At 41.6% G+C, this 16,259-nt stretch carries 13 protein-coding genes and 1 pseudogene; 2 read left to right on the top strand and 12 right to left on the bottom strand.

Annotated elements, in window-relative coordinates:
• Positions 1–106: 106 nt before the first annotated feature.
• The 6 genes from PCY14_RS02915 to PCY14_RS02890 all read right to left on the bottom strand — a co-directional run bounded on the left by PCY14_RS02915 (position 107) and on the right by PCY14_RS02890 (position 6,228).
• A complete protein-coding gene (locus PCY14_RS02915) occupies positions 107–1,330 on the bottom strand; it encodes an MFS transporter (protein ID WP_293936362.1) in 1,224 nt (407 codons plus the stop codon).
• Between the two features lie 172 nt (positions 1,331–1,502).
• Positions 1,503–2,198 carry a PoNe immunity protein domain-containing protein gene (locus tag PCY14_RS02910; protein WP_021152210.1) on the bottom strand — a complete coding sequence of 232 codons (696 nt, stop codon included), beginning with the start codon at positions 2,196–2,198 and terminating at the stop codon, positions 1,503–1,505.
• Positions 2,199–2,206: 8 nt separating this feature from the next.
• The gene (locus PCY14_RS02905; RefSeq protein WP_021145862.1) at positions 2,207–3,256 is read right to left on the bottom strand and encodes a hypothetical protein; all 1,050 of its coding nucleotides are present in this window, start codon (positions 3,254–3,256) and stop codon (positions 2,207–2,209) included.
• Between the two features lie 175 nt (positions 3,257–3,431).
• Positions 3,432–3,875 (bottom strand): hypothetical protein, encoded by a 444-nt coding sequence (locus tag PCY14_RS02900; RefSeq protein ID WP_021145863.1) that lies wholly within the window; start codon positions 3,873–3,875, stop codon positions 3,432–3,434.
• A 95-nt stretch (positions 3,876–3,970) separates the two neighbouring features.
• Entirely contained in the window at positions 3,971–4,756 is a 786-nt protein-coding gene (locus tag PCY14_RS02895) for a hypothetical protein (protein WP_021145864.1), read from the bottom strand.
• Between the two features lie 65 nt (positions 4,757–4,821).
• Positions 4,822–6,228: a hypothetical protein gene (locus tag PCY14_RS02890; RefSeq protein WP_204322906.1), complete on the bottom strand. Its 1,407-nt coding sequence runs from the start codon at positions 6,226–6,228 to the stop codon at positions 4,822–4,824.
• Positions 6,229–6,516: 288 nt separating this feature from the next.
• Here PCY14_RS02890 and PCY14_RS02885 point away from each other — a divergent pair, with 288 nt between their 5' ends.
• Together PCY14_RS02885 and PCY14_RS02880 are read left to right on the top strand one after the other, a co-directional pair.
• Positions 6,517–7,272, top strand: a complete 756-nt coding sequence (locus tag PCY14_RS02885; RefSeq protein WP_002888747.1) for a peptidylprolyl isomerase — start codon at positions 6,517–6,519, stop codon at positions 7,270–7,272.
• Between the two features lie 140 nt (positions 7,273–7,412).
• Positions 7,413–8,048 (top strand): nucleotidyltransferase, encoded by a 636-nt coding sequence (locus PCY14_RS02880; RefSeq protein ID WP_293930256.1) that lies wholly within the window; start codon positions 7,413–7,415, stop codon positions 8,046–8,048.
• A gap of 69 nt (positions 8,049–8,117) precedes the next feature.
• Here PCY14_RS02880 and PCY14_RS02875 read toward each other — a convergent pair whose 3' ends face one another.
• The 6 genes and pseudogenes from PCY14_RS02875 to nagA all read right to left on the bottom strand — a co-directional run bounded on the left by PCY14_RS02875 (position 8,118) and on the right by nagA (position 16,175).
• A complete protein-coding gene (locus PCY14_RS02875; protein ID WP_021144564.1) occupies positions 8,118–9,509 on the bottom strand; it encodes an amino acid permease in 1,392 nt (463 codons plus the stop codon).
• 169 nt (positions 9,510–9,678) lie between these two features.
• The gene (locus PCY14_RS02870; RefSeq protein ID WP_301363136.1) at positions 9,679–9,936 is read right to left on the bottom strand and encodes a DUF896 family protein; all 258 of its coding nucleotides are present in this window, start codon (positions 9,934–9,936) and stop codon (positions 9,679–9,681) included.
• 47 nt (positions 9,937–9,983) lie between these two features.
• Positions 9,984–12,020, bottom strand: a complete 2,037-nt coding sequence (gene glyS, locus PCY14_RS02865; RefSeq protein ID WP_301363135.1) for a glycine--tRNA ligase subunit beta — start codon at positions 12,018–12,020, stop codon at positions 9,984–9,986.
• 277 nt (positions 12,021–12,297) lie between these two features.
• Complete coding sequence (gene glyQ, locus PCY14_RS02860) at positions 12,298–13,215, bottom strand: glycine--tRNA ligase subunit alpha (RefSeq protein ID WP_002886077.1); 918 nt, start codon at positions 13,213–13,215, stop codon at positions 12,298–12,300.
• 458 nt (positions 13,216–13,673) lie between these two features.
• Positions 13,674–14,916, bottom strand: a pseudogene (locus PCY14_RS02855) (hypothetical protein).
• Positions 14,917–15,026: 110 nt separating this feature from the next.
• Positions 15,027–16,175: an N-acetylglucosamine-6-phosphate deacetylase gene (gene nagA / locus PCY14_RS02850; protein WP_021152219.1), complete on the bottom strand. Its 1,149-nt coding sequence runs from the start codon at positions 16,173–16,175 to the stop codon at positions 15,027–15,029.
• Between the last annotated feature and the right edge of the window lie 84 nt (positions 16,176–16,259).

Below are 16,259 nucleotides of genomic sequence, written 5' to 3'. Positions count from 1 at the left end.
TCTTTCTTGAAAAATCAATCATTTTTATTATACCAAATTTTATCTTCTTTTGTTGAGACTAAAAAAGCCCAGGCGACCCCGGGCTTGAGTGGCTAAGAAAGTAGCCTTATTCATCTGATTTATCTGTTAAGAAGTACTCGTTTTCACGTTTGTCGTAGTCAAACGTTAAGTGAACTGTCTTAAGTTTACCACTGTCGGGACTATAATCGTAGAAGCTAAGCGATACTTTTTGAGTGAGGTCTCCCTCATCAGTCTGAGTCAGCTCATGCGTACTAAAGCTAGCCTCAGAGTGGTTTGAGACAACATCTGAGAGGCGTGTTCCCTTAAGCAAGTCTGCTTGCGTACCCACCGTTAGCTTATCATAATCCTCTTTTGTCCAGTTGCTTTGATAGTCACTAACTTCCTTAACTTTATCATAGCCAAAGTCTGCAGAAGCATGCTCTAGGATGTAAGTACCATCTTTAGACTTGAAGGTCAAACGGACAAAGTTATCACTACCCCTTCCCTCTTTTGCATAAGTAAGATCTAGTGTCTGTGTCTCACCATCATTGCCCCACTCGGCATCCGTAGCCTTACCGTGAGCATCTAGGACCTCATCCAAAGTCAAAGAATCAACCTTCAACTCCTTAAACTGATCCTCTGTCCAGTCAAATTTATAATCTTTATCAATGTATTCATTTGCTCTGTAACGACTATCAGCCTCAAACTGATCGGCATGTTTAATGATATACTTGACCACTTGATAGCCTGTTCCACTAAGTGACGTCGTAAAGAAGATGATTGACATAACCAGAGCGATGATAGATAAGGTCTTGCGTGTTGACTTCACACTCAGCGCCATAGTCACAATCGCCAAAATGATAAGGAAGAAAGCAAAGAAGGTAAAGATGAAACCGATTGGAAGTGTCCAAGCCAAAACGGCAAATATAAGCCCCAAGACTAGGATAATAATCGGAAGAACGATGTTGACAAAAGTATTATTTTTGACTTCTTTAGATTTGTAATAAGGGTTTTCCAGAGGTATCTGACTTGCCTTTGGAGCCTCTATTTCTTGCTCTTTCTCCAGATTCAACTCAGGCATGTGATTAGGAGCTTCCTCCTCAAGTACCACTGGACCTTCAGCTGGTTGCGCTTCTGAGTCAGCAGACACCTCTTCAGTAGCTGCAGAACTATCCACCTGCTGAACTTCAACTTGCTCAGACACTTGGGCAACTTCCTCCTCAGTAGCGATGACAAAATCCTCTTTCTTGGCCTCCATAAACTCCTCAGGACTTGGTTTACGACCATTTACGTCCTCAAAGTGACGCACCCATTCTTCTCTAGTTGCCATAGCTGACTCCTTTATCTCTTTTTCTTTATTTTATCATACTTTAATCTGGTCTTATGAAAATAAGGTCGGATATAAGAGAGAATTTTTTGAGACTGCCTGAAGTGCTTAAGTGACAAGCTATCTCATAGAAAATGGATGAAAGAAAACCACCTCGAGGGTGGTTTAGTCAATGTTACTGTTCTTCTTGAACTAGCAAGTCATAAGGGAAAAAATCCAAGTCTTTGAAGCGTTGGTCATAGATGCCACGGATTTTACAGAGTGCGGCTGTATCAAAACTCCAGTAACCGTAGTAAGCATCCTCTGTCTTATGTGTACCGTACCACGATGCCTCAGAGTGAGCATAATACCAGAACTTCTGCGCCTCGATGACACTATCCGCATCGTCTCCAATCATATTCAGGTATTCCAAATGAGAATGGAAATTCTCAACATCGCCCTTTAACAAGTAGAGGGCAAGTGTTTCGATAAAGCCGTCCTCATACTGCTCGCTCGAATCTACGAAAGACAGATACTTACTAAAGATTTTCTCAACATCTTCGATAAATTCTTCTTTGCGGTCTTCGAACAGAACAGCAAGAGATAGGTAATCAATTAATGTGTAAATACTCCCTCTAGTTTGATAGTATTTCTGATAATAATTGAGACTAATTTTAAACCATTTAAATACTTCATCTAGGGAATGTCCTAGAGAATAATTTATTCGTAATAATTTTTCAGCATAACCCGACTGAGTTAAATAATATTTATTTATATATTGCGGTAAGACACGTTCTTTGTGTTCTTTTCCTTCTCTCCTCTCAAATGTTTTCAAATTAAAATTTAGTCTTTTTTCAAAATACTCTACATCTTTATATTTATCTCTAAACATCATATTCCTCATTTTATTTTCTTAGCCATATCATCCAACTGATTAATAATGATATGCCCGCCTTGTTTAAGATTAAACAGATGACTTTGGACATCACCAAATTCCACAGCATCTTGAATAGCTGCTACATGTTCCTCACCAACCGCTTGTTCTAAGCGTTTATCAATCCATTCATAATCCATCTGATCAGTTCCGTCTGCTAATCCTTTGCTCAATCTTGATGTATTATACTTCGCTTCAGCGATGATATACGGTGGATGACCATTAGGATTGTAATAAACACCGTCAATTCCTTGGTGACCTCCCTCACCAAGATCAGTTACCATATCTTTGCTTATACGGTCGTAACCAAACTGACGATAGTACTCATCCTGAACCATTTCACCGAAGTTACCCTTCTTAAGATTTGTTGATAGGGCTTCTTCACCATTCTGAACTTTTAAGATTTCTGCCTGTTGCTTGGCAATTTCATCAATAGTGTGCACTTCAGAAGTCAATGGCACATTATCTTCAAGCATCTTTCGATGAATGTCATCGGTATGACTTTCCCACTTAGTACCATCCCAATGAACCTCAGGACTATTTTGAAAAGCGTCTGAAACAGTATTGTTGTGCCCAATACTGTTCTCCACAGCTTCACCACCAAACTCAGCACTTGCATGCTTACCAGCTTGTTCGCCAGTTTCTTTGAGAGCTTGGCTGACTTCATCGCCATGTTTGGCAAGAGCTTGACTTGCTTCGCCACCAAATTCTGCACTTGCACGTTTGCCTGATTGTTCGCCAGTTTCTTTGAGGGCTTGGCTGACTTCATCACCATGTTTGGCAAGGGCCTGGTTAGCATCGTCGCTAAACTCTGCGGCTGCTTTACGTCCTGCACCTGAACCACCAAGGATTCCAGACGCCACTTCATCCCAGTTGCCACCATTTGACTGATAGACACGAGCATTGTGCTTACCGATATTCTTTGAGACAGCACCATCCGCATAGGCAAAGGCATCCTCAACCTTTCCTGACAGACGGGCAAGGTCATCAGAAACGTTCGCACCGAGGTGAGTCAACTTGTTCTTGACACTCAGAGCGATATCCTTGCTAAGACCAGCACCTCAAGTCCCAACACGAGCCAAACCACGAGCAAAGTCGTCTAGCTTTTAGACAATAGCCAACTATTCAATTATACCATCTCCAGGCCACAAGAAAACCACCTCAGAGGTGGTTAAATTCTAATGCTACTACCTATTCTTGACTCTCTTTAACTTCCTCAAACCATTTTTCAAATTCTTTTCGAGGCAACAACTCTTCATCCTTATCGTATCGTCCCTCATAACTATACTTCGATTTCAAACTATTCGTTTCAGCATCGTAGACGAGCCACATTTCTGTGGGATGTTCACGATGATATTCACCGCAAACTTTAACCATGTTTTTTACATCTTTCACTCCTTCCCTTAACAATGAAGTCTGTAAGGTGGTATCTATTTTTAAACCTTCTTGTAAATATTCGTTCACTTCATGTTTATGGACAACATGTCCATTAACTTTATAAAACACATTGAAACTGTATAAGCTATCAGCTATTGCATAGATAAATATCTTTTCAGCTTGAGCACGAACATATTCCGATGCAAGCGAAATCATACTAGCCTGAACTTCCATAAATTTATCTTCAAATTGTTTCATTTTTATTCTCCATTTATATTAGGTAATTTTTTAGAAAATTCTTCCCCATCAATCTTATAATTCACTTCAAAACCTGTTGGTCTTCTCGAAGCACCCTAACCCAGCATCCTCCTATACTCCTTCGACTTCTCTCCATACCAGTCCTTAGCTGAGTAGCCAAACTGCTCTCTATATTGTTCAGAATATTTAAAGAGGTAATACCCTCGTAGCAAATCAATGGAAAAGACATAAGTCGCAAAGACAAATATGGCAGGCATGATAGGCAACAACACCGCATCAATGCTCCCTCTTAAATTACTCCCAGTGGAGCGGTCAAACAGCACAAGTCCGGCTGTAATCCCCGTTCCACCTAAAAAGACCAAGCCATCCGAAATCTTTTCAGTCACAAGTGCTACCATGGGGCTAAACTCTGTCTGATTTTGAACGGCTTCTTTCAGTTTACGGGGAACCGTTCGAATCAAATAATAAATGGAAAGAAGAAACATGACACCCGATAATATACTGACAATATTTCGTCGTGTCATCATCATTATACCAGCACATACCGTAAAGATAGCAAGTAAAATCACCATATAAAAGTAGGTGCAAAATTTCAGCTTCATCGGGCTTTTTCTGTGCCTTATTGAAAAGAGCAGATAGACCAGATACATGACTACATACAAGATAATCATGGGCCACTGAATCCAAGAAAATGTAGGATCTTGTTCAACGGTCAAGCCCTTTATAAACATCGGTGTGGCAATAGAAGAAAAGTAAAGAAGGATTGAAGTGATAAATAAACCAATAAAACGTTTCCAGCTACCTTTTTGATTGAGTTTTTCTACAGTCTCCTTAGTGACAATAGACTGACTTTGCTCATATGTGTAATTCAAGAATTTCAAAAGTTTTCTCCTTTTATTACGAAAAAACAGGAAGGTCTCCCCTCCTGTTTCCTTAATCAGCTTAATTAATCGCCATCTGGACCTGATTTATAAGTAAGGTAGAATGTATCACCATCTTCTGTAGTGTCAAATGACAAGTAAACACTCTTAAGTTTACCATCTTCAGCTTTAAAGTCGTTATAAGAAACGCTCAATTCTTTCTTGAACTCACCTTCACGAACGGTTGAGATGGTGTACTCAGCGTTTGAAGCTTTAGGGTGATCCTTAAGGATATCTTCGAGTTTTGTTCCGTTTGATGGATTACTGTAATCTCCCTTATTAAGAGCATCAAACTGTTCTTTCGTCCAGTCAGATTTGTATGAGTCATCAGTTTGTACAGCATCTGTAGGGAAGTTTCCTGAAGCATGTGACAAGATAAAGGTACCATCATACTGTTTCTTAAAGGTTAGGTAAACATGTTCACTATAGTCTTTGCCAGAATAAGTCATGCTCAAGTCATCACCTGACATTTGGGCATCTGATGCTTTACCATAAGTCTTCATAATTGACTTAGCAGAGTCTTTTCCAGCTTTCAATTTCTTGAACTTAGATTCATTCCAGTCAAATTTAGCATTTTTGTCAATGTAATCGTTGACGTCAGTGCTATCACCTTTTGAGTCAGATTTTGAATCAGATTTTGAGTCACCTTTTGAATTAGATTTTGAATTAGATTTTGAATCAGATTTTGAATCGCTGTCATCATCTTCATCATCTTTGTCAGCAACTTTTGATGTTTTGCTTGAGCCTGCATTGTCATTTGAGTTTTGAGAAATTTGGAAAATCAAACCACCAATAGAGACAAAGAGCATGACTCCAGCTACTGCCGTTGCAATGATAGAGAGCAATTTCTTGCTTGATTTAAGGCTAAAGATAAGTGAAACCACCGCCAAAGCTAGGGCAAGGACTGTCAAGATGATGAAGAGCCAAGCAGGACTAACAAACCATGACAAGATGGCAAAGATTACTGAAAGGGCAATCGCAACAATCGGCAAGATAAGGTTGAAGACAGGTTTGTCTGCTGAGCTAGGTGCTGGATTAGGAACTGCTCCAAATCCTTGAGTTGTCGGAATAGAAGCCTTTTCAAACATGCTTGAATCAAATTGTGGTGTTGGTTGTTGAGCAGGCGCTTCTGAGAAGGCTGCTGTTCCAAATGGTGATTCATTGCTTGCTTGTTCAGCGACAGCATCTTCAACTGTTTCAGCAACATCAGCGATATCGTCTTCTTGAGCGACTTCCTCAGTATCTGAAACGACTTGTGCTGCAGGTGCTTCTTCAGTAGCAGGCTCCTTAGCTGGGGCATCTACAGATGCCGCTTGAGCAATCAAAGCGCTAGTATCAAAATCAGCTGCTTTAGCGTCCAAAAATTCTTGGGGGCTAGGTTTACGCCCATGAACCGACTCAAAGAGTTCAGCCCATTCTGCTTTAGTTGACATAAAAATCTCCTTTTTTCAAGAAATGAAAACAAATGGACCCCTCAGCTTAGTGACGTTTTCCATAAGTAAAACATAGACACACAGCTTGCTTATCCGTGAGCATCCTACGTCTTTCAAAAGTTATGCCTCGCTCGCTGTTTGAGTGAAACAACCTTTCCCTATATCTAGTCCCTGTTCATTTTCTTGTTGATGTTTCTATTTTACCATAATTACAAACCTCTGTTAACCGTTTCCCAAAAGGTTTTTTTCTGCTACAATAATAGGTATAATGCATCAAAGGAGTTATATATGAAAAACATTAAAAAGTACATTCTTTTAGTCCTTGTACTTGTTATTGCTTGCTTAGGATTTGTCTACCGTGAAAATATTGCACGTGCCATTCGTGGAGATGCCTACGTTGACAATAAGATATACACGAAACAATTAGAAAAAGCTCAAAAATCTGGTAAAGACGCCTTTCCTCAATTGTCAGACAAGGTTGGAAAGGACGAGGCCGAAGTTATCCTCCAGACATCGAAGGGCGATATAACTGTTAAGCTTTTCCCTACTCTGGCTCCTAAGGCTTCTGAAAACTTCTTGAAGCATGCCAAGGATAAATACTACGACGGTCTTACCTTCCACCGTGTCATCCAAGACTTTATGATTCAAAGTGGTGATCCTAAAGGTGACGGTACTGGTGGCGAATCTATCTGGAAGAAAGGCTTCGCTCTTGAGCCAACACCATTCCTCTACAACATTCGAGGAGCGCTTGCCATGGCAAATACTGGTGCTAAGGATTCAAATGGTAGCCAATTCTTCATCGTTCAAAACAAGGATGACCAAAGTAAACAACTTTCAAGTGCTGGTTATCCAAAACCTATTATTGACGCCTACAAAAAAGGTGGATACCCAGCCGGTGATACCAAATATACCGTCTTTGGACAAGTCATCAAAGGGATGGATGTCGTTGATACCATTGCCAATCTTGAAGTCGATCAAAACAACAAACCAAAAGAAACGGTAACGGTTAACGCCATCAAAATTGTGAAAGACTACAAATTCTAGTAAAAAAACTTCGGGAATTGATTCTCGAAGTTTTTTGATGACTTGAAATTTTTTTATTTTTGGAGGTTAATTCTTGACCTCGTTAAGGACTCGTGATAAACTATTGTTAGTTTATAAACTAACAGAAAGAGAGTTACACGATGAAAACAAGAGCAATTATTGAATTTAAAGACACTTACGCTAGCATGGAATGTCACAATCTTGGTTATCAAACCAAGGAAACGGCCTTGGCTATCATATCACCTACTGGACATATTCTATCAAGTACACCGCTTTTCAGAAAGGCTTATGGTTCAAAAATGACTCACATCGACCAGCTACCTTTCCATATAGATAACCTCACTATTAAAGCGAGAGGTCTTAGCCAAAAGGCTAAAGCTAATTTGGAAGATTGGATTGCCCATACGATTATCCTTCCCATGGACTACGATAGATATTTTGCTCAACACCAAGAACTACTACACCTCTTGGCTGAATCCCCTGTCGTTGAATCAGTTCAGGCCTTGACCTACAAAACAGTTAAGATCCAATTTTCAGAGTCGCTCAACGATGAACACATTCGTCAGCTTCAGGGATTTATTCTCAGAAAGGCTGGAATTTACAGCTACATTGGCACATCGACAGTCTCTGATCGTAACGCCCACCAGGCTCTTGAATGGGCTAAACTTGATGTTAATGGTCGTTCACATAACGATCATAAGCCTGCTATTTTCCATCGTAGCAAAGGCCTCTTAGGTGGCTTCTTTCACCACGGAAATCAAGAAAGTATTGCATAACTAATAACTGGGACACCTTGTGTCCTTTTTTGCAACAAAAAACTCACCATAAAGGTGAGCTAGATTGATTTATTTACTGTGTTTCCAGTTACTATAGATACTAAATACGACAATCCAGATGGCTGCTCCAATAGCTCCGACAACTGTTGACTTTTGCAAGAAGAGACAAACAAAGACGAAGATAAAGAAAAGGATAGTCAATGGATTAAGAATCTTGTAGGCTGGCATAAGGAAACCATCAGCCATAAACTCTTGAGATTTACGGTACTTGAGATGAGCAAGCATGGTCAAGATATAGATAGCGATGTAGACCCCTGATGATGATGCGGTAATCAAAGCAAAGGCATCAGATACACCAGGCAAGACATTGATGAAGGCTGAAACACATACCACAATGGCTGAAACAATGATGGCACGTGAAGGAATACCATTACGTGACAAAGTATCTAGCTTCAAAGCTTTCATGACTTTACTATTTGGTGTTTCCTTAGCAATTTGGAAGAGGTGACGACCTGTAGAGTAAAGTGTTGAGTTCAATGATGAAGCCGCTGCTGTCAAGACAACAAAGTTAATGAAGGCTGCTGCCCACTTGATACCAGCCATTTGGAAGACCGTTACGAACGGTGATTCATTAACTGGAAGTTTTTGCCATGGGAAGATAGCCATGAGGGCAATGAGGGCACCCACATAGAAGATGACAATACGAATCGGAATCTCCTTGATGGCCTTTGGTAAGACCTTACGTGGATTTGCTGTCTCGGAAGTTGTAATCCCTACAAATTCGATGGCTTGGTAAGCAAAGAAGACCATTTGGAAGGTCATGACAAAGCTTACCCAACCTTTAGGGAACATCTGGAAGCCTTGTGTAATATTGGAAAGACTAGCATGTCCAGCAGGCGTTTCAAAGTTGGTCGCTACCATGAAGATACCTGTTGCGATAAGAGCAAGAATGGTGATAATCTTGATCATCCCAAACCAAAACTCAACTTCCCCGAAAATCTTAACTGCAATCAGATTAACCGAACTCAAGATAATCAGGAAGATGATCTGTATCTGCCAGGCAGGCCAACTTGGGAACCAATATTGCACATAAGTTGATACGGCCGTAATTTCTGCCATCCCGAGGAATATCAGTGATACCCAGTAAGACCAACCCGAGAAGAATCCCCAGCCCTTACCAAGGTATTTGGTAATAAAGTTGATAAAGGTGTGCTGGTCAGGATCCATATAGAGCATCTCACCGATCGCTCGCATCATAAGATACATGAAGATACCAGTTAGTATATATACTAAGATGATTGAAGGTCCTGTTAGGGAAAGGGAACGCCCCGCCCCGAGGAAGAGACCTGTACCGATTGTACCAGCGATGGCAATCAGCTGGACGTGACGGTTTTGAAGACCACGTACCATCCCATTTTCAGTCTGGTTGTCGTCGTCTTTATGATGTTGCTTTTGCGACATTTTTTTCACTCCAATTCTATTGAGCACGACTCATTGAATCATGCCATTTTTTAACATAACTTATATTTTACCATTTTTGAAATAATTGGTCAATTTTTATACAGAATATTCAGAATTTTATACTTCAAAACAAGGGCTTGGAAAAATTCCAAACCCTTGTACATCGTTATTATGATTCAGGATCATCAAGGCTACGACCATGCAAGCCTTTTTCACGTTGCACTTGGCGTAGTTTTTCAGGTGTCACATCGTTACCTTCTTCGTCAACAATTTTGATCCCTTCGATGTGGTGACGAACGGAGCGACGATAACCTTCGATATATTCTTCACGAAGTTTGGCTTGTTCCACTTCTTCTTCTGGAGTCAAACCTTCCGCTTTTTTCTTTCTGGCAAGCTCATTGATACGAGCAATTTTTTCTGGTGTCATGTTAAGTCCTTTCTAGTCATCCCAAGAAAACTTAGGACAAACTCACCTTATTTTGTATTTAATTGGTTAAAGGCAGCGACTTTATTGGCTTTTGCTACTAGACTGGCAAGAATAGCTAAACGGTTATTCTTCAAAGCTTCATCTTCTGCCATGACCATGGTATTGTCAAAGAAGGCATCGATAACTGGGCTAAGAGCAAAGAGTTGAGCCAATTTATCACTAGCTGAACCTGTCAATTCGAGATTTTCTGCTGCTTGAGCGAGAGCTTTTTCTTGGTCATTTTCAAAGAGGCTAGCATCTACATTTACCGCATCATCTGCTTTTTCAGCCAAGTTGAAGGCACGAGAGAGTGACTCAACAGCTGCTTTGTAACCGTCCGTCTTCGCAGCTTCTGAGAGGGCATTCGCTGCTTCCAGCATATCCGCAACCACGAAGTTTGAACCAGCAAGTACAGCTTCTTTGATGTCTTTAGATGTGCGTCCCATCATCTTGTCCACGCGCGCCTTGATGAAGTTAAGCACTTCTGCTTGATTGTCATAAGAAAGGCTATCAAATGAAAGTCCGTAAAGGCTGTCGATTAACTCATCCATAGGAATGTGCCAACCAAAGGCATCCAAGATACGGACAATCCCTTGTGTTGCACGACGAAGCGCATAAGGGTCGTTTGAACCTGATGGAATCAAGCCAACAGAGAAGAAGGAAAGGAGGGTGTCCAATTTATCTGCAAGGGCAAGGATAGCACCAACCTTAGTCTCTGGAAGGGCTCCATCTGCTGAATCAGGAAGGTAGTGCTCACGAATAGCTGTCGCAACGGCTGCATCTTCACCAGCGAGAAGGGCATATTTTTCACCCATAATTCCTTGTAATTCATCGAACTCTCCGACCATACCCGTCAAGAGGTCAAATTTATAAATTTCAGCTGCACGCGCTACGGCTGTCGTTTCTTCAGCAGTCAAACCAGCTTGCTCAGCTAGTGACGCTGCAATAACACCAGCACGGGCCATGTGTTCTGAGAGGGAACCAATTTTTTCATGGAAGGTTACGTTGGCCAATTTAGCCACGAGGTCTTCAATCTTGAGTTTTTGGTCTTCACGCCAGAAGAATTCACCGTCTTCAAGACGTGCCACCAATACTTTTTCATTTCCTCGGATAACATTTTCCAAGTGCTCAGCGTTACCATTACGGACTGAGATGAAGTTTGGTTTCAACTTACCATCAAGGTCACGTACAACAAAGTAACGTTGGTGGGTTTCCATTGAGGTCACCAAAACTTCTTCTGGAACGTCCAAATATTTGGTATCAAAACTTCCCATGAAGGCAGTTGGGTATTCCACCAAGTTCAAGACTTCGTTCAAAAGTCCTTCTTCGATTTGTACTTGAACACCTTGTTCTGCTTCGATGGCTTTGATTTGCTCACGAATCATGTTTTCACGTTCTTTGCTGTCGGCAATGACGTAAACAGTACGAAGGTCTTCTTCATAAGAATCTGCATTGGTGATTTCCACTTCATGCCCAAGGAAACGGTGTCCGCGACTCACACGACCTGAATAGATATCCAAGAAATCAAGGTCAAGCGCTTCGTCGCCCAAAAGGACAACCAAAGTGTGGACAGGGCGGATGTATTCAAAGGTGTTGTTCGCCCAATGCATGCTAACAGGGAAGGTCAATGAAGCAAGCACTTCTGGAACGCCAGCCAAGACTTCTTTGGCAGGTTTTCCAGCTTCATGTTTCGTCACGTAGACGTATTCTTCACCCTTAACTTCACGGAATTCGATGTCGTCAACAGTCAAGCCTTTTCCACGGACAAAGCCTTGCGCCGCTTTTGAGAAGTTTCCATCAGCATCCAAGGCGATTTTCTTAGAAGGTCCTTTAAAATCTTCTGTCAAATCAGATTGTTGATCAGCCAAGCCAATGACACGGACGGCCAAACGGCGTGGTGTTGAGAAGGTTTGAATGCTTTCGTATGAAAGACGGTTATCATCCAAGAAGGCTGCCATTTTTTCACCGAGTTGTTTTTCACTTGGTGTGACAACGTAGGCTGGCAACTCTTCAAGTCCAAGTTCTACTAATAAGTTTTTTGTCATGTTTCTTCCTTTGCATCTTCTTTTTGATAGGCACCTTAAGTACTGGGGACGTCGCTAACTAACTTTGTGAGTCTGTAGGGAAATCTTTTATCTCCTTGATATAGATTTCCAACAGTCTCATCAAAGTGAATTTAGCCAACTGATTTTTGAACCTAAGGTTTCAAAAATCCCCATATACCAGTACGGCGGTGCCTATCCCTTTAGCAAGTCTTCGACTTGCCTCTGGGTAGCTATGTGAGCTCACTTTGTTCGCCCATTTTATTCCTGTATCATTGCTTTATTCTTCCTCTTCTGCTAGGAGTTTGGCGCGTGTGGCTTCGTCGAGAAGTGGGTAGCCGAGTTTCTTACGTTCTGCAACGAAGGTTTTGGCTACGACACGGGCCAAGTTACGAATGCGGGCAATGTAACCGGCACGTTCTGTAACAGATACTGCTCCACGAGCATCTAGCAAGTTGAAGGTATGTGAACATTTCAAAACGTAGTCATAGGCAGGGTGAACAAGGCCCAATTCCAAAGCACGTCCTGCTTCTTTTTCAAATTTCTCGAAGTTTTCAAGAAGCATATCTTGGTCAGAAACTTCAAAGCTGTATTTTGAGTGTTCGTATTCTGGTTGAAGGAAGATTTCTCCGTATTTAACGCCTGGAGCCCACTCAATATCATAAACTGAATCTACTTCTTGGATGTAAGAAGCCAAACGTTCCAATCCGTACGTAACTTCAGAAGTTACCGGACCAGTTGCCAATCCACCAACTTGTTGGAAGTAGGTGAACTGAGTGATTTCCATACCGTCAAGCCAAACTTCCCAACCAAGACCAGCCGAACCAGTTGATGGGTTTTCCCAGTTATCTTCAACGAAACGGATATCGTGTTCCAAAGGATTAATCCCCAATTTTTCCAAAGACTCAAGGTAAAGCTCTTGGATGTTTGATGGAGATGGCTTCATAACTACTTGGAATTGGTGGTGTTGGTAGAGACGATTTGGGTTTTCCCCATAACGACCATCAGCTGGACGACGAGATGGCTCCACATAAGCCGCATTCCATGGCTCAGGACCAATGGCACGAAGGAAAGTGTAAGGACTCATAGTTCCCGCACCTTTTTCATTATCATAAGCCTGCATGAGCATACAACCCTGGTCATTCCAGTATTGTTGCAAAGTCAAAATAATTTCTTGAAATGTTAATTTCTTAGACATTGAATACTCCTTGATTAAAAATGATTCTTGCGACACGAGTTTGCCTCGTCGATTATACGAGGCAAGACGAGTTAGTACTGCGTCTAGCCCAGGCACCCTAGCGCTGAGAGTGGGGCAGTCCGACTGTAAGGAGGTATCTGCCACTGACGCAGTGGAAGGTTAGTTTTTTAGACATTGAATACTCCTTAATTTTATCTTTGTGACTTGGAATACAAAAAGAACCGTGTCTCTGCTCCCAAGTCATATGACCTAGGGGCGTCAGAAACGCGGTTCCACCCTAATTTATTACTTCATTTTATTTTACTTTACTCAGCTCTTCGCTAAGAGAAAGCGCCACTTGCTTACTTTGCCCTACTTGGCTTTCACTATCCCAAGCTCGCTAGAAAAACGCCATAAGCCTTTCTTTCTTGTCAGTATTATAGCAGAAATAGATAAACTTGTAAAATAGAATTCTAATTCTACTTCTCATCAATCCCCAATTCCTGACGAACATGAGCATGGGAATCCTCACGGAGTGTTTGATTGTCAATGATTGAAGCATCTCGAAGTTGTTCTGCCTTTTCCTTGTCCTGAGGCGTTAAATCTTGATCAGGATCATAAGCTTTCTCGACAATAGCTAAAAGATGATTTCGGATTTCTTTTTCCTTGCGAATCTTTGCTTTTTTACGATAACTTGCGACAACCAAGACAACCAACATCAGTAATCCCATATAACCGATAATGGGATACATGACTGCGACCAATTGACGAAAACCCATAAAGGATACAAGGAAACCACTGAGAGAAAAAGCAGTCACAAAAAACTTGAACCGTTTTTCACTACCAGCTGCAAAGCGTTTGCCTAGAGCATAATAGAGACTAAAAACAGTATTGAAAATCAAACCAAAAATCACGAAAGCATAGAGGGTTGCAAAGACAGGATTAACTTCCTTAGCAATAGCCAACATAGGCACATCTGACTTGACAACCTTGTCACTATTAGCAAAAAGAATCAGGGTCGTGATAAAGAAAATCACACCAACCATGAAGCCACCCCAGGCACCACTCTTTTCAGCTTCATTAATTTTGAAAATGGAGCCCCCCATAACGAAGGCCATAGCGATGGCAGACATGACACAAACAGCAAAATAATTGACGACAGACATCCAAACGCTTGAAAAGGGGGATTGAATAGTTTGTGAAATCCTATTCATCTCCTCAAAATCCCAGTGGCGCCCTAAAACATTGGTCATAAAGATAACAGCAATCATTACCAAAATCATAGGGGTAAAGACTCCGATAACTCCGATGATTTTTTTGAAATCTAAAAAGCTGACCACAATAGTCAAGGCCGTACAGAGAAAAGCTCCTACCCAAAATGGCATGCCAAATTGTTGATTCAAATTGGCTCCTGCACCAGCCGTCATCACAAAACCAAAGATAAAGCAGGTGATAATGAGCGCAATATCCAAAATGCGATATATAACAGGATGACTAATTTCAGCAAGAACGACCGAATGATCGTCCGATTGATAATAGCTTCCCAGAGCAATCATCAAACGGCCAAAACCAACATGTAGAACTCCTAAGACAATAACACCTATCAGAACCCCAGGCTCCAAAGCTGACAAAATACTGCAAGAGGTCCTGTCCTGAAGATACTCCTGCGCCAATCATTACACCGACATAGGCCAGAGCAATGCTCCAAATACGTTTTGACATATTACCTCCTGTAAAAATAAAAAAGTATTTCTATTTTACACCTTTACTGTTACAATTCTGTAAAAAATAAGAAAAAACAGCACCTTTATATAAAAGCACTGCTTAGACCATTACTTTTCCCAAGCTTTACGACCATCGATAAAAGTTGCTTGTAACTCCAAAGAGTCATCTAAAACGATGAAATCGGCTGCTAGACCAGCTTTAAGACTACCACAAACATTTTCAAGACCAACAGATTTAGCTGGAACATGACTCGCCATTTGTAAAGATTGAGCAACCGTCACCAGACCCCAATCAACGACGTGCTTGACACCATCTTTAAGTTGCAGGATAGAACCAGCCAGGTTACCACCTTCCTTAAGGCGAGCCGTGCCATTTTCCACAATAACAGGAAGCTCACCCAGCATATAGTCGCCATCGGGACGTCCTCCTGCAGACATACAGTCTGTAATCAGGGCAACATTTTGAGGCGTCTTCTGCTTGATAAGGACGCTACAGGCAGCTGGTAAAACATGGTGCCCATCCGCAATCAATTCACCAATGGTATCTGGACTATCAAAGGCTGCACCAACCATACCAGGCTCACGGTGACTAAAGCCACGCATCCCATTATAAACGTGAACCCAGACCGAAGCACCAGCTTCCACTGCTGCCACGGCTTCTTCATAAGTCGCATTGGAATGTCCCAAGGCAATTGTCACACCTTGTTTAGTCGCTTCTTTAATAAAATCAGCCACTCCTTCACGCTCAGGAGCCAAGGCCAATTTGATTAACTTTCCTTGAGCCGCTTCTTGCCAGGCTTGCAACTGTTCAAGGCTTGGATTGCCCATGTATTTTGGATTTTGAGCACCCTTGTAGGTTTCAGTGAAATAAGGCCCTTCAAAGAAGAGTCCTTGAATTTTTGCGCCTCTTTCCTTACCAGCCGTCTCAGCTGTCGTTTGACAAATAGCCTTCAACTCCTCAAATGGTGCGGTCAAGGCTGTCGGCAAGAAAGAGGTCACACCTGCTGAAGGCAAGGCCTGACTCATACCTAAGAGACTTTCCGCCGAATTGTCCATAACATCATAACCCGCAAATCCGTGAATGTGGGTGTCCACAAGACCAGGAGCAATTTGATAGTCACTGTAATCTAGCACCTCTGCACCTTCTGGTGCCTTTTTTGTCCACTCAGCAAAACGACCATCTGTGACTGCTAAGTAGCCACCTTCTTTGACCTTATGATCAAAATAAAATCGTTTGGCTGCAATATAATAAGTCATAGGACTACCTCTCATCAATTTTCTATGTTCTCAATACGCCTTCATTATATCAAAAAAAGCCGAGAAATGTTCTCGACTTTCCAT

The sequence above is a fragment of the Streptococcus sp. SV2 genome (genome assembly GCF_030440175.1).
GTDB lineage: Bacteria > Bacillota > Bacilli > Lactobacillales > Streptococcaceae > Streptococcus > Streptococcus raffinosi.
This window is presented reverse-complemented; position numbering and strand designations above follow the sequence as displayed.